Origin of the sequence: Streptomyces sp. NPDC012510 (assembly GCF_042955065.1) — a bacterium.
Lineage (GTDB): Bacteria > Actinomycetota > Actinomycetes > Streptomycetales > Streptomycetaceae > Streptomyces.
This window is the reverse complement of the sequence record NZ_JBIBEN010000023.1, coordinates 88,925-106,209: the sequence shown is the minus strand read 5'-3', so window position 1 is coordinate 106,209 and position 17,285 is coordinate 88,925. Positions and strand designations below refer to the sequence as shown.

At 71.9% G+C, this 17,285-nt stretch carries 19 protein-coding genes; 7 read left to right on the top strand and 12 right to left on the bottom strand.

The window, feature by feature from the left end; translation table 11 throughout:
* Window positions 1-9: 9 nt before the first annotated feature.
* Both ACFY9I_RS33655 and ACFY9I_RS33650 read right to left on the bottom strand, forming a co-directional pair.
* Window positions 10-762, bottom strand: a complete 753-nt coding sequence (locus ACFY9I_RS33655; protein ID WP_391008491.1) for a bifunctional DNA primase/polymerase — start codon at window positions 760-762, stop codon at window positions 10-12.
* 211 nt (window positions 763-973) lie between these two features.
* The gene (locus ACFY9I_RS33650; RefSeq protein WP_391008489.1) at window positions 974-1,609 is read right to left on the bottom strand and encodes a TetR/AcrR family transcriptional regulator C-terminal ligand-binding domain-containing protein; all 636 of its coding nucleotides are present in this window, start codon (window positions 1,607-1,609) and stop codon (window positions 974-976) included.
* Window positions 1,610-1,716: 107 nt separating this feature from the next.
* Here ACFY9I_RS33650 and ACFY9I_RS33645 point away from each other — a divergent pair, with 107 nt between their 5' ends.
* Window positions 1,717-1,935: a DUF6243 family protein gene (locus ACFY9I_RS33645; RefSeq protein WP_391008487.1), complete on the top strand. Its 219-nt coding sequence runs from the start codon at window positions 1,717-1,719 to the stop codon at window positions 1,933-1,935.
* Here ACFY9I_RS33645 and ACFY9I_RS33640 read toward each other — a convergent pair.
* From ACFY9I_RS33640 to ACFY9I_RS33610, 7 genes are all read right to left on the bottom strand, one after another.
* Window positions 1,898-2,602 carry a VOC family protein gene (locus tag ACFY9I_RS33640; RefSeq protein WP_391008485.1) on the bottom strand — a complete coding sequence of 235 codons (705 nt, stop codon included), beginning with the start codon at window positions 2,600-2,602 and terminating at the stop codon, window positions 1,898-1,900. The two genes, ACFY9I_RS33645 and ACFY9I_RS33640, sit on opposite strands and share 38 nt — an antisense overlap.
* The gene (locus ACFY9I_RS33635; RefSeq protein WP_391008483.1) at window positions 2,599-3,072 is read right to left on the bottom strand and encodes a GNAT family N-acetyltransferase; all 474 of its coding nucleotides are present in this window, start codon (window positions 3,070-3,072) and stop codon (window positions 2,599-2,601) included. The genes ACFY9I_RS33640 and ACFY9I_RS33635 overlap by 4 nt, the downstream gene beginning before the upstream one ends.
* Before the next feature lie 215 nt (window positions 3,073-3,287).
* A complete protein-coding gene (locus tag ACFY9I_RS33630) occupies window positions 3,288-4,289 on the bottom strand; it encodes a small ribosomal subunit Rsm22 family protein (RefSeq protein ID WP_391008481.1) in 1,002 nt (333 codons plus the stop codon).
* Window positions 4,290-4,323: 34 nt separating this feature from the next.
* Window positions 4,324-4,722, bottom strand: coding sequence for a DNA-binding protein (locus ACFY9I_RS33625; protein WP_391008480.1), 399 nt, complete (start codon window positions 4,720-4,722; stop codon window positions 4,324-4,326).
* Window positions 4,719-5,000 carry a hypothetical protein gene (locus ACFY9I_RS33620; RefSeq protein WP_391008478.1) on the bottom strand — a complete coding sequence of 94 codons (282 nt, stop codon included), beginning with the start codon at window positions 4,998-5,000 and terminating at the stop codon, window positions 4,719-4,721. The genes ACFY9I_RS33625 and ACFY9I_RS33620 overlap by 4 nt, the downstream gene beginning before the upstream one ends.
* Window positions 5,001-5,043: 43 nt before the next feature.
* Complete coding sequence (locus ACFY9I_RS33615) at window positions 5,044-6,093, bottom strand: serine hydrolase (RefSeq protein ID WP_391008581.1); 1,050 nt, start codon at window positions 6,091-6,093, stop codon at window positions 5,044-5,046.
* A 77-nt stretch (window positions 6,094-6,170) separates the two neighbouring features.
* Window positions 6,171-7,577, bottom strand: coding sequence for a Bcr/CflA family efflux MFS transporter (locus tag ACFY9I_RS33610; RefSeq protein ID WP_391008476.1), 1,407 nt, complete (start codon window positions 7,575-7,577; stop codon window positions 6,171-6,173).
* A 99-nt stretch (window positions 7,578-7,676) separates the two neighbouring features.
* Here ACFY9I_RS33610 and ACFY9I_RS33605 point away from each other — a divergent pair, with 99 nt between their 5' ends.
* On the top strand, window positions 7,677-8,714 hold the full coding sequence (locus ACFY9I_RS33605) for a Gfo/Idh/MocA family oxidoreductase (RefSeq protein ID WP_391008474.1): 1,038 nt from the start codon (window positions 7,677-7,679) through the stop codon (window positions 8,712-8,714).
* On the opposite strand, the gene ACFY9I_RS33600 is transcribed toward ACFY9I_RS33605, so the two are convergent.
* Window positions 8,701-10,362: an alkaline phosphatase D family protein gene (locus ACFY9I_RS33600; protein ID WP_391008473.1), complete on the bottom strand. Its 1,662-nt coding sequence runs from the start codon at window positions 10,360-10,362 to the stop codon at window positions 8,701-8,703. The genes ACFY9I_RS33605 and ACFY9I_RS33600 overlap by 14 nt on opposite strands.
* Before the next feature lie 158 nt (window positions 10,363-10,520).
* Between ACFY9I_RS33600 and ACFY9I_RS33595 the strand changes: the two genes are divergently transcribed.
* Window positions 10,521-11,357: an SDR family NAD(P)-dependent oxidoreductase gene (locus tag ACFY9I_RS33595; protein ID WP_391008471.1), complete on the top strand. Its 837-nt coding sequence runs from the start codon at window positions 10,521-10,523 to the stop codon at window positions 11,355-11,357.
* 369 nt (window positions 11,358-11,726) lie between these two features.
* Here ACFY9I_RS33595 and ACFY9I_RS33590 read toward each other — a convergent pair whose 3' ends face one another.
* Entirely contained in the window at window positions 11,727-12,722 is a 996-nt protein-coding gene (locus tag ACFY9I_RS33590; RefSeq protein ID WP_391008469.1) for an aldo/keto reductase, read from the bottom strand.
* 58 nt (window positions 12,723-12,780) lie between these two features.
* The gene (locus ACFY9I_RS33585; protein WP_391008467.1) at window positions 12,781-13,107 is read right to left on the bottom strand and encodes a nuclear transport factor 2 family protein; all 327 of its coding nucleotides are present in this window, start codon (window positions 13,105-13,107) and stop codon (window positions 12,781-12,783) included.
* Between the two features lie 160 nt (window positions 13,108-13,267).
* Between ACFY9I_RS33585 and ACFY9I_RS33580 the strand changes: the two genes are divergently transcribed.
* The 4 genes from ACFY9I_RS33580 to ACFY9I_RS33565 all read left to right on the top strand — a co-directional run bounded on the left by ACFY9I_RS33580 (window position 13,268) and on the right by ACFY9I_RS33565 (window position 17,139).
* Window positions 13,268-13,813, top strand: a complete 546-nt coding sequence (locus ACFY9I_RS33580) for a DoxX family membrane protein (RefSeq protein WP_391008465.1) — start codon at window positions 13,268-13,270, stop codon at window positions 13,811-13,813.
* Window positions 13,814-13,867: 54 nt separating this feature from the next.
* Window positions 13,868-14,248 (top strand): MazG-like family protein, encoded by a 381-nt coding sequence (locus ACFY9I_RS33575; RefSeq protein WP_391008463.1) that lies wholly within the window; start codon window positions 13,868-13,870, stop codon window positions 14,246-14,248.
* Entirely contained in the window at window positions 14,241-14,774 is a 534-nt protein-coding gene (locus ACFY9I_RS33570; protein WP_391008461.1) for a hypothetical protein, read from the top strand. Before ACFY9I_RS33575 ends, ACFY9I_RS33570 begins: the two co-directional genes overlap by 8 nt.
* A 154-nt stretch (window positions 14,775-14,928) precedes the next feature.
* A complete protein-coding gene (locus ACFY9I_RS33565) occupies window positions 14,929-17,139 on the top strand; it encodes an MMPL family transporter (RefSeq protein WP_391008459.1) in 2,211 nt (736 codons plus the stop codon).
* Window positions 17,140-17,285: the final 146 nt, after the last annotated feature.

Below are 17,285 nucleotides of genomic sequence, written 5' to 3'. Positions count from 1 at the left end.
CCCTCGGGGTCAGCCCCGGGAGGGCCAGGCCGTGTCAGTGTGGTGCGGCTCCTCGCCCACATGGCGTGAGCAGGCGTCGGTGAGGATCTCCAGCAGGCTCAGCGGGTCCGGCAAGGGGTGCTCGATGCTGCGTACCCAGTGGACGGCGAGGTCGCCGGGGAGCCGGGCCGGCGGTACGAGGACGTAGGACCCCCGGCAGTGCCAGCGCAGTCCGGGGTGCTCGTCCATGGTCTCGGGGTGGCAGTCCAACTCGCAGGGCCACCACTCGTCCTCGTCCTCCGGCGTGCCGCGGGTGAGGGTGAAGAAGAGCAGGCGCCCGTCGTCGGACTCGGACTCGGACTCCGCGACGGGCCCGACCTCGATACCGGCAGCGAGCAGCCGCTCCAGGGCCTCCTGGCCGGCGGCGAGCGGTACGTCGAGTACGTCGTGGACGATGCCGGTCGCGGTGATGAAGTTGGCCTGCGGCTGGTGCCGGGCCCACCGCTCGATCTGGGCGCGGTCGGTGGTGGACTGCGTCTGCCAGGCGAACGACACGGGGTGCCGGGCGGGGGTGGGACAGCCGACGCGGTCGCAGGAACAGCGGTAGCCCGACGGATGGGCGGCGGGCGCGAGCGGGAGTCCGGCAGCGGCGGCGGCGAGCAGCAGTTCCTCACGGCCGGCCTCGTCGGCGGCCGTGTCGAGCGGGCGGCTGGTACGACGGGCGCGTAGCCACTCGGAGATCCTGCCCTGCCGACCGTTCCGGCCGCCGAACGTCGCGCTCATCTATCGCCTCGCCTCGCTGTGGTGCGGACAGCTTGTTCCATCGTCCCACCATCCTGCGCCCCGCGTGGCCGGAGCCCCCATCCGGGGTGGGCGGGGCGATGCCGGAGTGCGGACAGGGATGGTGGTCTATTCCATGATTTGACAGGATTTACGGACCGCTCGCCGACACCACCTGGTCGGTTTGGTCACACCCGGGCGGCGAGTTGACCGCTCAACGGGGGGCGAGGCCGTACAGGGCGTAGTCGACGAGGGCGTCCGTGTACTCGTACGAGATGGGACCCGTGTACTGGAGCCATCGCTGAGCGAGCGGTGAGACGAACAGTTCGAGGGCGATGCGCGGGTCGATGTCGGGGCGTACGGCGCCTTGTTCCTGGGCGGCGCGCAGGCGCTTGACGTACAACTGGAGCTGCGGTTCGAGGAGTTTGGCGACGAACTCGGCACCGAGCTGCGGGTTGACCACGCCCTCGGCGGCCAGGGCGCGTGAGGGGATCTCGAACTTGGGGTCGAGCAGTTCGTCCACCGTGGCCCGCAGGACCGCCTTGAGGTCGGCGCCGAGGTCACCGGTGTCCGGGATCTCGTATTCGGCCCGCTCACCGATGACCTCGGGCCGGGCCGCGGCCTCCGCCGCCTGTGCGCTCAGGTCGATGAACGCCTCCAGCAGGACGTCCGCCTTCGACGACCACCACCGGTAGATCGTCTGCTTGCCGACACCGGCGCGGGCCGCGATGCCCTCGATGGTCGTCTTCTGGTACCCGACCTCGCCGACGAGGGCGAGGGCGGCGTCGTAGATGGCGCGACGCGACTTCTCGCTGCGCCGGGCGGAATCAGGAGCGGTCTTCTTGGCCATGTCTCGAATTTATCAGGTTGACAAGACGGTGCGTCTCGCCTCATGGTGGTGGACATGAGCGAGACGAACCGTCTCGTTACGTTGATTGCCTCAGGGAGGAGCACCTCATGACTCGAGGTGGAGCAGGAAACATGCTGGGAGTGGGCGGTGCCCGCCGGAACCTCGGCCGCGAGGCCCTGCGCGGCGGCGGACCGAACGGCCGCATCGGCGGCGGTGTCGACGCCCAGGCCCAGAAGCGCGAACTGGTGCGCAAGCTGCGGGAGAAACGACAGCAGGAGCGCGGTCGTCCTACCCACGGTCCCGCAGCGACCGGACCTGAAACGTAAGGCCCTCCGAGCTGCTCAACCGCAGTACCGGACGGTCTCCCGTTTCGAGCCACACGACCTGACCACGGCCATGGAGGCGTGCGACGACGCCTTCCACGTCGTCCACGCCGACCGTGACTTCCCACTGCGGGTCGGTGCCGACCGCGAACTCCGCGTGGGCGAAGGCCGTGCCGGTGACCTCGCGGTAGAAGTCGCGGGCCCGGCCCGGCTCCCCGCAGGACAGGACCATCCGGTGCGGGGTGCCGGTGGTGTCCGGTGGGTAGGCCCACCCGCCGAAGCGGTACGGCTGCCAGAGGGAGACGGCGGCACCCACCGGGTCGACCAGCGTCACCATCCGCCCCTGGTCGCCCGCGTCGAAGGGCGGGACGACGACCCGCGCCCCCTCGCCCACCGCCCCGTCGGTGCGGCGGTCGACGTCGTCGACGGCCAGGTAACAGGCGATGTGGGCGGGGGTCCCCGGCGGGTAGACCGGCTGCGCGAGGTCGCTCACGCCGCCGATCCGGTGGCCCTTAGGTGCGGTGATCTTCGTGGCCCTGCGCCAGTCCTCCTTGTCCACCGCGAAACGCCAGCCCAGGGTGTCGGCGAAGAAGGCCGCGGTGCCGGGCAGGTCGCGGGTCTTGACGTCCATCCAGCAGAACTCGTTCAGGGACCCGAGGCGTGGGGTCATCCGGCCGGCTCCAGCACGCCCACCGTCTGGCCGCCGCTGGTCTCTCCGGTCGTGCGGAAGCCGAGGCCGAGGTAGAAGGCCTCCGGGCCGTCGGGGCCGGGGTGCCAGGTGACGAAGAGGCGGGTGCCGCCCCGGCGGCGGATCTCGGTGGCCACGGCCTCGACGGCGAAACGGCCGTAGCCCCGGCCCTGTTCGGCGGCGTCGATGTTGAGGCGCCAGAGGCCTGAGCGGATGTCCGTACCGCTGCCGTCGCCCTTCCAGTCGATGTCCAGGAAGGCCATCAGGAAGCCGACGGCCCGGTCGCCGTCCCGGATGAGGCGGGGCCAGGCGACTGCGGGGTGGACGTACGCCTCCGCGAGCGACCGCACGACCGGTTCCACCAGGTGCTCCTGGTCGGGGCGGACACGGATACCGAGCGCGGCGTCGAGGTTGGCGGGGGTGATCTCTTCGAGGTGCGGAGTGATGGGCATGATCAATGAGATAGCCGGAAGTCGTGCGGGGGCCGCAAGTGATTTACGGCTGGGCACCGACGAGTCGGGGCCATCAGGGGCGGACCGTCAGCGCGGGCGGACCGTCGGCAGAGGCTGAGCGCCGACGCAGGCGGCTGTCAGCGCGTGCCTTCGTCTCCGCGTGACGGCGACGCGGGCGACTGTCGGCAGAGGCTGAGCGCCGACGCGGGCGGCTGTCAGCGCGTGCCTTCGTCTCCGCGTGGCGGCCACGCGTCGCCCCACTCGGCGTCGCGGGCCGCCTTGTAGAGGAGGCCGTGGCGCTTGGTGACGGTGGTGCGGCTGAGGCCGGGGTCGGTCTCGCACAGGTCGAGGAGGACCTGGCCCTTGCGGATCTGCGGCTTGCGTACGACGCGGGAGGGGGCCGGGGCCGGGGGGAAGCGGGTGGCGGCGACGTAGCTGAACTTCTCGTCCTCGTACGGCAGGGAGCCGCCCTTGACCTGGCGGTGCAGGGAGGAACGGCTGACGCGGGCGGAGAAGTGGCACCAGTCCTCGCCGGGGACGATGGGGCAGGTCGCGCTGTGCGGACAGGGCGCGGCGATGTGGAAGCCGGCGGCGACGAGGCGGTCGCGGGCCTCGATGACGCGGGTGTAGCCGCCGGGGGTGCCCGGCTCGATGATCACGACGGCCTCGGCGGCGGTCGCGGCCGCCTCTACGACGGCGGCACGGTCGGCGTCGGTCAGCTCGCCCAGGACGTACGAGACGGTGACGAGATCGGTGCTCTCCATGGTGAGCGCCGATCCGATACGAGAGCGCCGCCACTCGACGGCCCTCAGCTCCGGGTTCGCCCCGGCGATCTCCCGCCCCAGCGCCAGCGCCGGCTCCGCCCAGTCGAGCACCGTCACCGGCCGCCCGCCCTGCCAGGTCGCGCTCACCGCCCACGTCGCCGCGCCCGTGCCCCCGCCGACGTCGACATGGCTCGCGGGCACCCACCCGGGGACCGCCGCCGCGAACGCCTCCAGCGCCGAGCACACCGCCTCGAACGTCGCCGGCATCCGGTACGCCGCGTACGCCACCACGTCCGACCGGTCCCGCAGCACCGGCGCGTCCGTCGGCGTCCGCCCCCGGTAGTTCGCGATCAGCCGCTCCACCGCCTGCGCGGCCGACTTGGGCGGCAGCCCGTCGAGAAGGGTGGACAGGGCGGTGCGGAGGGTGTCGGCGGGGGGAAGGGGGACGTTCACGTGGTGATTCTATGGGTGGCTCGGGATGCCGGAATCAGACCTTCTCCGCCACCAGGCGCGGATGGTCGACGAGGAGCATGTCGATGTCCTCCACGTCGGAGGTCAGGATGGTCACCCGGCCCGTTTGCTGCACCGCGGTCGCGCACACCACGGCGTCGATGGCGTACTTGTGGCCGTGCAGTCCCGCGCCTCGCAGCAGGGCCGCCGCGGACTGCGCGACGAGCTGCGAGACCGGCTCCACCCGGAGCCTCGACAGCGTCCACCTCAGTGCGGCGTCATTGATCCGGGGATGGATGACCTCGACCAGCACTGCGGCGGAGGTGAGCACAGGCAGGTCCGCCTCACGGACCGCCGTCAGCCACTCATGCACCTCGCGGTCCCGTTGCACGGCTTTCGCCAGTCCCTCGCTGTCGAGTACCAACGCGCCGCTCACGCGGCCTCGCCCGCACGGGCCGCGCCGCCCGTGAGCCGGGCCCTCTTGGCAGCCACGGCCTCCGAGTCGGCGGGGCCGTGCACCTTGTCGAAGTCAACGATCAGTTCATCCAGGTTGTCACGCTCTATCTGCCGCTGTGCCGCCCGCTCCAGATAGGCGGACACGCCCCGCTTGCCGACCCGCTCACGAATCGCCTGAAGGGTTCCGGCGGTGAGAGTGACGGAGACACCGCTGGTGGGACCTTCACCGGGAAGGAAGTCCACACTGTCGTCAGCCATGAACCCGTATGGCATCAGAAATGCCATACCCACCGTGTCGCCTTCATGCCCCCCGCACCGCCCGAGCCACCCGCGTCCCCGCCGCCGCCCTCGCCGGGTTGATCGGGTCGCGGCGGCGGGGATGGACCGCGTTCGTCAGCAGGATCAGGAAGGTGTCCGTCGCCCGGTCCAGGACCAGCGAGGTGCCCGTGAAACCGGTGTGGCCGGCCGCGCCCCGGCCCGCCAACCCGCCCATGAACCAGGGCTGGTCGAGCGCGAACCCGAGACCCGGCGGCGTCAGCATCAGCTCCACGAAGTCGGGGCCGAGGATGCGGGCGGGACCGTAGGAGCCGCCGGCCAGGAGGGTGCGGCAGAAGACCGCCAGGTCCCGGGCGGTCGAGAAGAGGCCCGCGTGCCCGGCGACACCGCCGAGGGACCAGGCGTTCTCGTCGTGGACCTCGCCCCGCAGCATGCCCCGGTCCGCCTTCGCCCAGGGGCGACGCTGATCCTCCGTCGCAGCCGCGGCCGGGCAGGGGCCGAAGCCGGTGGCCGTCATGCCGAGGGGATAGGTGATGCCGTCGCGGACGAGGGCGTCGAGGCCCCGCCCGGTCAGGCGTTCCAGGACGTGCTGGAGGAGCAGGAGGTTCAGGTCGGAGTAGGCGTAGGCCGTGCCGGGTGGGACCGTCGGCGCCTCGGCGCGCAGCATCTCCAGGCGGGCGGCGGACGGGCAGGCGTACAGCGGGAGTTCGGGCCGCAGACCGGAGGTGTGGGTGAGGAGGTGACGGACGGTGAGGCCGTGTTCCGCGGCGCCCGTGAAGTCGGGCAGGTACGCCGCCACCTTCGCGTCGATGCCGAGGGTGCCGCGTTCCAGTTGCTGGACGGCGGCCACGGCGGTGAAGAGCTTGGTGAGGGAGGCAAGGTCGAACGGGGTGTGCGGGGTGGCGGGGACGCGGGAGCCCGGGGGGAGTTCCACTGCCGTGTCGGTGCGTTCGTCGTAGGCCTCGTAGCGGACCGCCCAGCCGGCGGCCTCCTCGACGGCGACGACGGGGCCGCGCCCGACGAGGACGACGGCGGCGGGGGCCCGGGGCCGGTCCCCTTCCGTCAGCGCGCGCACCTCGTCCACGAGATGGCGCAGTTCCTCGGGGTCGAGTCCGGCCCGTTCCGGGGTGTCCGTGCGCAGTCTCGGCGCGCTCAGCTCTCCTGCCCCTTTCTCTCGGCTCCGCTCGGGACGGGGGTGTCCCCGTCCTCCGTCGTCGTACCCGACGCCGTACGCCTGTTCCAAGGACGGCACAGTGCCATGAAGCAGATCGCGGCGACCAGTGCCGCGGCCAGTTGGACGACGGCCATGGGCACGGCGGTGTCCTCGCCCGCGACGCCGACCAGGGGGGACGCCACCGCGCCGATCAGGAAGGACGAGGTACCCAGCAGGGCCGACGCCGAACCCGCCGCGTGGCGCACCCGCATCAGGGCGAGGGCCTGGGTGTTGGGGAGGGTGATGCCCATCGCGGACATCAGGACGAACAGGGCCGCCGACACGGGGACCAGACCGGCCGCGCCGAAGGCGCCCAGGGACATCAGCAGCAGCGCGGTCGCGGAGACGGCGACGATCGTGAGGCCCACCGCGAACACCTTGTCCAGGCTCACCCGGCCGACCAGGACCTTGCCGTTGATCTGGCCGACGAGGACCAGGCCGACGGAGTTGACGCCGAAGAGCAGGCTGAACGTCTGCGGGGAGGCGCCGTGGATCTCCTGGATCACGAACGGGGAGGCGCTGATGTAGGCGAAGAGGGCGGCGAACGCGAAGCCGCCGGCGAGCGTGTAGCCCATGAAGACCCGGTCGGTGAGCAGGCCGCGCATGGCGTGCAGGGTCTCGCCGACGCCGCCTCCGTGGCGCTCGGCCGGGGTGAGCGTCTCGGGGAGCTTCGCCCAGACGACGGCCAGCAGCGCGATGCCGATGGCGGTGAGGACGACGAAGACGCCCCGCCAGTCCGTGACCCGCAGGACCTGGCCGCCGATGAGCGGCGCGACGACGGGGGCCACCCCGGAGACCAGCATGAGCGTGGAGAAGAAGCGGGCCATCGCGTTGCCGTCGTACAGGTCGCGGACGACGGCACGGGCGATCACGATTCCGGCCGAGCCGGCGAGGCCCTGCGCCAGGCGGAACGCGATGAGCGTCTCGACGGTGGGCGCGAACGCGCAGAGCGCGGTGGCGACGATGTAGACGGCGAGACCGAGGAGCAGGGGGCGCCTGCGGCCCCAGCGGTCGCTCATCGGGCCGATCAGCAGCTGGCCGAGGGCCATGCCGGCGAGACAGGCGGTCAGGGTGAGCTGGACGGTGGCGGCGGGGGCGTGGAGGGAGCGGGTGACCTCCGGCAGCGCCGGGAGGTACATGTCCATCGCGAGGGGCGGGGTGGCGGTGAGCCCGCCGAGGACGAGGATGACGAGGAGGCCGGTGCGGCGGAGGGCGGTGGGGTTCGCCTTCGGTTGGTCCGGCTGCTGCGACGGCCGGGGTTCCGCCGCCGCGTCGGCCTTCGCGTACTCCGGCGCCACCGGGTGCGACTCGGCCCGCGCCGAGCCCGGTATGTGCCCCTCGGGCATATGCCCCTCCCTCTTCGTTCGGTCCGCCACCTATGCTCTCAGCTCGTACGACGTGGGCGGGGCCACTGTTCCGCCCCGGGGCCGAGAACAGGGGTGGCGATGTCGAACGACGGGCGTGTGCGGTGGGGGATCCTGGCGACGGGAGGGATCGCCGCGGCCTTCACGGCGGACCTCGTCGACCTGCCGGACGCCGAGGTCGTGGCGGTGGCCTCGCGCAGCGAGGACTCGGCGAAGGCCTTCGCCGAGCGGTTCGGGATACCGAGGGCGTACGGCGACTGGCGCGCGCTCGCCGAGGACGCGGACGTGGATGTGGTGTACGTCGCCACTCCGCACTCGGCGCACCGGGCCGCCGCCGGGATGTGCCTGGAGGCGGGGCGGGGTGTGCTGTGCGAGAAGTCGTTCACGCTGAACGTGCGGGAGGCCGAGGAACTGGTCGCGCTTGCGCGGGAGCGTGGGCGGTTCCTGATGGAGGCCATGTGGATGTACTGCAATCCGCTGGTGCGGCGGCTCGCCGAGATGGTGCGGGACGGCGCGATCGGTGAAGTGCGGACCGTGCAGGCGGACTTCGGGCTCGCCGGACCCTTCCCGCCCTCGCACCGGCTGCGGGATCCGGCGCAGGGCGGGGGCGCGCTGCTCGACCTCGGGGTGTACCCGGTGTCGTTCGCGCACCTGCTGCTCGGGGAGCCTTCGGACGTGACCGGCAGAGCGGTGCTCTCGGAGGAGGGCGTCGATCTCCAGACCGGAGCACTGCTCACCTGGGAGAGCGGTGCCATCGCTTCGGTGCACTGCTCCATCGTCGGCGGCACCGGCACGTCCGCCTCGGTGACCGGCTCCGAGGGCCGTATCGACATCCCGTCGGGCTTCTTCTTCCCCGACCGTTTCGTGCTGCACCGCGACGGGCGTGACCCTCAGACCTTCGCCGCGGACCCGGCCGACGGCCCTCGCAACAGCCTCCGCCACGAGGCCGGCGAGGTCATGCGCGCCCTCCGCGCCGGCGAGACCGAGTCGCCCCTCGTCCCCCTCGACGGCACCCTCGCCGTGATGCGCACGCTGGACGCGCTGCGCGAGCGCATCGGGGTGCGCTACCCCGGCGAGGGCGACCGCCAGGGCGGCGAACCGGTGGTCACACCGGTGTGAGCCCCGGCCTCCCCGCCTCCGTCACGAAGGACGCCACCGTCGAGATACCGGCCCCTGTGGTCGTCACGTACGGGAGGGCCTTGAAGTCGGCTCGGGCGGACTTCCGGCCGAGGGTGACGGTCGTGTAGCCGCGGCGGCCGTTGTAGAAGCGCAGGTGGGGGTTGGCGGTCATATAGGTGTCCCAGTTCGCGGGCTTGTCGGAGCCGTTGCCGCCGCTGCTGACGGAGGTGGCGACGATCTCGGTGCCGACGGTCGGCGAGGAGCGGTCGTCGAAGTCCCGTTTGATGTCGAAGGCGTAGCCGACGTGGACGTCTCCCGTGAGGACCATGAGGTTCTCGATTCCGGCCGCGTCGGCGCCCGCGAGGATCCGTTCGCGTGAGGCCCGGTAGCCGTCCCAGGCGTCCATGGCCACCTTGTAGTTCTCGCCGACGGCGTTGCGGCGCTGGGAGAAGGTGACCTGCTGGGGGACGACGTTCCAGGTCGCGTCGGACCCGGCCCAGCCGTCGAGCAGCCAGCGTTCCTGTGCGGCGCCCGTGATCGAGCGGGCCGGGTCGGCGGACTCGGGGCCGGGGATCTGCCAGCCGTCGCCCTGTGCCTGGTTGTCGCGGTACTGGCGGGTGTCGAGTATGTCGAACTGGGCGAGGCGGCCCCAGGTGAAGCGGCGGTAGAGGCGCATGTCGGGGCCGTCGGGCCGCTGCCGGCGGCGCAGCGGCTGGTTCTCCCAGTAGGCGCGGTAGGCGGCGGCGCGGCGCAGCAGGAACTCCTCGGGCGGGCTGTCGTGTTCGTCGTTGTCGCCCGCGTAGTTGTTCTCGGTCTCGTGGTCGTCCCAGGTGACGACGAAGGGGTGCGCGGCGTGCGCGGCCCGCAGGTCGGGGTCGGTCTTGTAGAGGGCGTACCGCAGTCGGTAGTCCTCGAGGGTGACGGTCTCGTGGTTGAAGAGGTCGGGCAGGACACGGTCGGTGTAGTTGCGGGCGCCGCCGACGGAGTTGACGGCGTACTCGTAGAGGTAGTCCCCGAGGTGGACGACGATGTCGACGTCCTCGTGCGCGAGGTGCCGGTAGGCGGTGTAGTAGCCCTGGTCGTAGCGCTGGCAGGAGACGGCCGCGAAGGTGAGGGCGGTGGAGGTGGTCAGGTGGCCGCGCCCGGGGGCGGTGCGGGTGCGGCCGGTCTCGCTGATCCAGGTGCCGGTGCGGAAGCGGTAGTGGTAGACGCGGCCGGGGGCGAGGTGGCCGACCTCGACGTGGACGGTGTGGTGGAACTCGGGGTGGGCGGTGGCGGTGCCACGTCTGACGATCCGTCGGAACCTCTCGTCGTGGGCCAGTTCCCAGTGGACGGTGACGCGTTGGGCGGGGAGGCCGCCGTCGGGCTGGTACGGCTCGGGCGCGAGCCGGGTCCACAGGAGCACGGAGGCGGGCAGCGGGTCGCCGGAGGCCACGCCGAGCGTGAAGGGGTTCTCGGTGATCTTCCGCGCGTCGAGCGGTGCGGCGGCCGCCGCACCGGCCGCCGGCAGGTTGGTGGCCAGGGCGAGCGCGGCGGCGGCTCCGGTGACGGTGAGGAAGCGGCGGCGGTCGAAGTGCCGCGCGGCGGCGCGGAGTTCTGGCGTGTGGGACGAGCGGGGCTGCGTCGACTTCTGGGCTGCGGGTGTCATTTGGCCCTCCCCTGACGGTTGTTGTGCTTGGCATTGGAGAGGCCAGGGTCGACGATCTTCTGTCGCGTACACAACATCCAGACGTCGGACGGATGAGTTCCGGATGGCGGACCCTCGGTACTCGGTCGGGCGCGCCGCCTCCCCTACGCTGCGAGCTCATGGACACCGAACGAACCAAGATCGCGATCGTGACCGGCGCGGGCTCCGGCATCGGCCGTGCCGTGGCCGTGGAACTGCTGCGCACCGGCTGGTCGGTGGCGCTGGCGGGCCGGCGCGAGGAGAAGCTCACCGAGACGGCGGCCGAGGCCGGCGCCGGCACCGCACCCGGGGCCGAGGCCGGCACCGGCGCCGGTACCACGCCCGGGGCCGAGGCCGCGACCGCGACCGGCGCCCCGCGGGCGCTGTGCGTCCGTACCGACGTCTCACGCCCCGGCGAGGTGGACGCGCTGTTCGCCGCCGTACGGGAGCGGTTCGGGCGGCTGGACCTGCTGTTCAACAACGCGGGCACGTTCGGTCCGGGCGGGGTGCCGGTGGAGGAACTGGACTACGCGGCCTGGCGGCACGTGGTGGACACCAACCTCAACGGGGCGTTCCTCTGCGCGCAGGCGGCGTACCGGCAGATGAAGGACCAGGACCCCCGGGGCGGCCGGATCATCAACAACGGTTCCATCTCCGCGCACACCCCCCGCCCGCACTCCGTCGCCTACACCGCGACCAAGCACGCCCTGACCGGCCTCACCAAGTCACTCTCCCTGGACGGCCGCCCGTACGGCATCGCGGTCGGCCAGATCGACATCGGCAACGCGGCGACGGACATGACCGAGGGCATGGCGAAGGGCGTGCTCCAGGCGAACGGTGAGTCGGTGCCGGAGCCGGTGATGGACGTGGCCGATGTCGCCCGGACCGTACGGCACATGGCGGAGCTGCCGCTGGAGGCGAACGTGCAGTTCGCGACGGTGATGGCGACGACGATGCCGTACGTGGGGCGGGGCTGAACGACCGGCTCGCGCTCGCACCGTCAGGTGTGAGCCACACGCACCCATAACTCAACCTGCACAAACGGAGGCTTCCACTCCGGGCTGTTCGAGCACGTGGCAGGCATATGCTCGGGACGCGCCTCCACGAGAGCTTCACACTTGGGGGCGATGGCTTCCGTGGCCAACCCGAGGGGGGTGGTGGCAGCCGTGCCGCGATCCGGAAGGGGGCGGACCTCGCGTGGGACCGCGAGGGAAGCACCGGAGCACGGGACGGCTGCCCGCCGTCTTCTCGTTTCCGAGCGGGCCGGTGGCCCAGGGCCCAGGAACCAGGGATCAGGAACCAGGGATCAGGGCCCAGGAACCAGGAACCAGAGTCCTAAGGGTTTTTCATCGCCCCAGGATCCCGTCGATCTCCGCCATCTGCTCCGCCGTGAGCGGCCCCTTCGTGAGGGCGCCCGCGTTCTCCTCGGCCTGGGCGACCGAGCGGAAGCCGGGGATCGGTACGGTCCGGGGGCTGCGGGCCCAGATCCAGGCGAGGGCGCCCTGGGCGAGCGTACGGCCCTCACTGGTGAGGATCTCGCGCAGCGCCTCCACCCGGCCCAGCCACTCCGGGTCGGCGCCGGCGTCGGCGGTGAAGCCCGGCAGCCAGGCGGGCGGGGTGCTGCGGATGTCCCCGGTTTCCAGGGCGCGCCCGGGAGTGTGCTTACCGGTGAGCAGACCCATGGCGAGGGGGCTGCGGTTGACGCTCGCGAGGTTCGACTCCTCGCACAGGGACAGGAGTTCGGGCGCGTCCTGAAGGATGTTCAGGCGGTGCTGTACCGCCGTGCAGTGCGGCCCCTCGGCGAACACGGCGGCGCGGTCCGGGTCGTCGGTGCTCCACGCGTACGCCCGGATCAGGCCCTCCCGTACGAACTCCTCGCAGGTGTCGCGCAGTTCGGCGGCGCGCTCGGCGTCGGCGTCGGAGATGTGGAGCTGGTAGAGGTCGACGTGGTCGGTGCCCAGGCGGTCGAGGGAGGCGGTGAGGGCGCGGCGGGCGTGGGCCGAGGTGTCGTCCTGGCCGGTGCGGGTGCGGGTGGACTCGTCGAAGAGGTTGCCCCACTTGGTGGCCACGACGACGTCCGCGCGGCGCTTGCCGAGGGCCCGGCCGAGCACGCGTTCGCTGTGCCCGGCGCCGTAGGTGTCGGCCGTGTCGAAGAAGGTGACGCCGAGGTCGAGGGCGCGGTGGACCGCCCGTACGGACTCCTCGTCGTCCACCTTGCCCCAGCCGAGCGGCTGCCCGTCGGTGTCCTGCCATTCGCCGCCGATCGCCCAGCAGCCGAAGCCGAGGGCACTGACCTGGATGTCGCTGCGGCCGAGCGGCCTCGTGTACGTGGTCGTCTCCATGACCACGGACGTTAGGAGTTGGAGCGCACACGAACGCAAGCCCCCTGACCGGAAGGGGTTACGCCTGGCCCGTCTCGAACCGGCTGATCCGGCCGTCTTCCGACACCGTGAAGCGCCAGGCGGTGCGCATCTCACCCCAGGTGTCGTTGCGGTAGTCGGCGACGAGGAAGCGACCACCGTCCGACTCTCGACGGACCTCGATGTGGCCGTGGGAGGAGAAGATCTCCCGGTCGGTCCAGTCGGCGAGGTCACGGTCGGAGCCGTCGTCCGACATGGTCGCGTCCTCCGTGAGGAGCGAGAAGAACGCGTCCTGGTCATGGGCGTTCACCGCGGCGACGAAGGCCCGGACGGCCGGGTCCCTGAGTTTGGCGGGTGCGATCGTCATGACGGCCAGCCTCACACCGTTCGCGGCGGCGCGCCATCGCAGGATGCCCGGCGGAGTGGGCGTCACCCGAACGGCGGCTCCCACTCCGATGGGCACGTGTGAGCGGTGCGACGGTGGATACGCGGGAGGGAACATTCGCACGGGCTGTTCGGGAGTGGTCATGACCTCATTCGACCGACGTGATCTGGGGCTGCTGCTCCTCCGGCTGGGCGCGGGCGGTGTGCTCGCCGCGCACGGGACGCAGAAGCTGTTCGGCTGGTTCGGCGGGCACGGTATCGAGGGGACCGGCGCGTTCATGGAGTCCGTCGGGTACGCGCCGGGCAAGGCGAGCGCGACCGCGTCGGGGCTGGCCGAGACAGGTGGCGGCGCGCTGCTGGCCCTCGGCCTCGCGACACCCGCCGCCGGTGCCGCCGCCGCGGGTGCCATGGCGGGCGCCGCGGCGATCCACACGCCCAACGGCTTCTTCAACACCGAGGGCGGCTACGAGTACGCGGCGACCCTGGGGCTGGCGGCGGCGGGCCTGGCCATCGCCGGTCCCGGCCGCTTCTCCCTCGACCACGCGTTCGGCCATGTCGTCGACCGGGGCTGGATGGTCCCGACGGCGCTCGCCGGCACGGCGGCTGTCACCGCGGTGGTCGTGGGTCTGCGCACCAAGAGGGTGCGCAAGGAGAAGGAGGGCGAACAGGACGCGTTGTTCGAGGAGTGACCGCCCTTTCGCGGACCGGCCGTCACTGTCGTAGGGGCGTGACAAGCTGCGCCCATGAGCGAGCAGACCGACGCCCCCGACTCCCCCGACGCCCCCCACTCCCTCGACTCCCCCGACGGGCTCTGGCGGTCCATCACCCTCCTCCACGCCTGGCTGGAGGCGGACCAACCGTACGGCGGCCGGGAAGGCCTGCTGTTGCGGATGCTGAAGCTCCAGGAGGAGGTCGGCGAGGTCGCCCAGGCGGTCATCGGGGCGACCGGCCAGAACCCCCGCAAGGGCACGACCCACACCTGGGACGACGTCCGGTCGGAACTGTGCGACGTCGTCGTCACGGCCCTGGTCGCCCTGCGCACCCTCACCCCGGACGCCCGGGAGGTCTTCGCGGACCATCTGGCCGCGGTCACCGAACGCTCGCTGGGGTCCCGCCGTGGCTGACAGCGCGTTCTGGATCGCCGCGCTCACCGCCGGCACGGCCGTGCTCGCCAGCTGGGTGACGAGCCGGGGGACCGCGCGGGCGGCGCGGATACAGGCGGACACGACGGCGAGCGCCCAGCGGGTGGAGCGGCTGCGGGAGACACGGCGGACGGCGTACGCGGCGTTCATCGAGCAGGCGCAGCGGGTGAACGACGTGCATTGGAAGGTGTCCGACGTGGTGCGGGGCGCCGAGGGCGGGCTCGGTCCCGAGCAGGTCGAGGAGTTGCGGCGGTTGCGTGAGCGGCAGCGGGACGAGTACGCGGCGCTGCGGAACCTCACCTGGGTCGTCTCGCTGGAGGGACCCGACGAGGTCGCCGATCTCGCCAACACCGTCAGGCGCTCGACGAGCCCCTTCCACAAGGCGATCGAGGCCATGATCGACGGCGACACCGGCGCCGTCGGCCGCTTCGACGCCTGTTATACGCCGTTCTGGGACGCGCTGAGGGCCTTCATCAAGTCCTCCCGCGACACCCTGCACGCCATGTAGGGGCCCCCGGTCATACCCCGGGGTGACCCGGCGGCCCCGGCGTACTGCGTTCTGAGTAGCCGGGATTGTCGGCAGCCGCACGACGACGGGAGGGGGCCCCGGCCGGGAGTCTTGGGCAGGCATCCGAGACTTCTGACGTGGAGACCTGCGACCCATGGCAACCTTCCTTCATCGACTGGGCCGGCTGGCCTTCCGCAAACGCTGGTACGTGACCCTTCTGTGGGTGGCGGTCCTGGGCGTCGTCGGTCTCGGCGCCCTCAAGGCCCCGGGAGCCTCCGACGAGGAGTTCGCCATGCCGGGCATCGAGTCCCAGAAGGCGTTCGACCTCTTGGAGGAGCGCTTCCCCGGTGTCACGGCCGACGGTGCCACCGCCCGGGTCGTGTTCGTCGCGCCGAGCGGTGAGAAGGTCACCGCCACCGAGAACAAGAAGGTGATCGAGGAGACCGTGGCCGAACTGGCCGACGGCTCGCAGGTCGCGAGCGCCGTCGACCCGTTCCAGGCGCGGGCGGTCAGCCGGGACGGCTCGACGGCGTATGCGACCGTCACCTACAAGGTCGCCGCGAACGACCTCACCGACGCCGGCAGGACCCATCTGGAGAACGCGCTCCACCAGGCGCGTGACGCCGGACTGACCGTCGAGGCCGGCGGCGACGCGGTCGCCGAGCGGGGCGGTGCGGGCGGTATGGCGGAGGTGATCGGTGTCGCCATCGCCGCCGTCGTCCTGCTGGTCACCTTCGGCTCGCTGGCGGCGGCCGGGCTGCCGCTGCTGACGGCGCTCGTCGGCGTGGGCCTGAGCATGGCCACGATCCTCGCCCTGTCCGACGCCCTCGGGCTGTCCACCACGACCGGCACTCTCGCGATGATGCTGGGCCTCGCGGTCGGCATCGACTACGCCCTGTTCGTCGTCTCCCGTTACCGCGAGGAGCGCGCCAGGGGCCGTACGCCCGAGGAGGCGACCGCCCTTGCCACGGGCACGGCCGGGTCGGCGGTGGTGTTCGCCGGGCTCACCGTCGTCATCGCGCTGGCCGGGTTGTCGGTGGTCGGCATCCCGATGCTGACGAAGATGGGGCTGGCCGCCGCGGGCGCGGTCGTCGTCGCCGTGGTGATCGCGCTGACCCTGGTCCCGGCCCTGCTCGGCCTCTGGCCGAATGCCGTGCTCTCCCGGAAGGCCCGCAGGAGCGGCCGTGTCGTGGAAAGCGTCCAGGACAACGGCGGCACCCGCTGGTCGAGGTTCGTACTGCGCCGTCCGGTGCCCGTGCTGCTCCTGGGAGTCGTCGGTCTGGGCGCCCTCGCGGTACCGATGACCGACCTGCAACTGGGCATGCCCGGCGACGAGGCCAAGTCGACCTCCACCACCGAGCGCCGGGCCTACGACGCGCTCGCCGAGGGCTTCGGGCCCGGCTTCAACGGCCCGCTGACGATCGTGGTGGACGCCAAGGGCACGGACGACGCCAAGGGCGCCGCCGAGACGATCGCGAAGGAGATAGGCGCCAACGAGGGGATCGTTTCCGTCTCCCCCGCCCGCTTCAACGAGGCCGGTGACACCGCCGTCTTCTCGGCCGTGCCCGCCACCGCGCCGACCGACGAGAAGACCAAGGACCTGGTCACCGTCATCCGCGACGAGCGTCCCGGCATCGAGTCCGAGACGGGGGCCACCTTCGAGGTCACCGGCACCACCGCGCTGAACATCGACATCTCCGACAAGGTGCAGTCCGCGCTGGTCCCCTATCTGCTGGTCGTGGTCGGCCTCGCCGTCATCCTGCTGCTGGTCGTCTTCCGCTCCCTGCTCGTCCCGCTCAAGGCGGCCGCCGGCTTCCTGCTGTCGGTGCTCGCCTCGCTCGGTGTGGTCGTCCTGGTCTTCCAGCAGGGCCACGGCGCGGAGTTCCTGGGCGTGGAGCAGACCGGCCCGATCATGAGCCTGATGCCGATCTTCCTGGTGGGCATCGTCTTCGGCCTGGCCATGGACTACGAGGTGTTCCTGGTCTCCCGGATGCGGGAGGCGTACGTCCACGGCGACCGGGCCGACGAGGCGATCACCAGTGGCTTCCGGCACAGCGCCCGGGTGGTCGTGGCCGCCGCCCTGATCATGATGGCGGTGTTCGCCGGGTTCGTCGGTGAGAGCGACTCCATGATCAAGATGATCGGGTTCGGGCTGGCCTCGGCCGTCATGTTCGACGCCTTCGTCGTACGGATGGCGATCGTGCCCGCCGTGCTCGCCCTGCTGGGCGACAAGGCGTGGTGGCTGCCGAAGTGGCTGGACCGGATGCTGCCCCACGTCGATGTGGAGGGCGAGGCCCTCACCCGCGGGCCCGGGGCGGAGCCCGCCCCGGCCGAGACCGCCGAGCCGGCGGTGGCCCGCACCTGAACCGACCGCCCCACCCCCACCGGGGCCGGGCGGGGGGGGGGCCCCCCCCCGCCCCCCCCCGGGGGGCCCCCCCCCCCCGCCCCCCCCGTCGGGATAAAACCACCCCGCGTCCCCCAGGGGTACCCCACCCACAACCACGGGAGGGG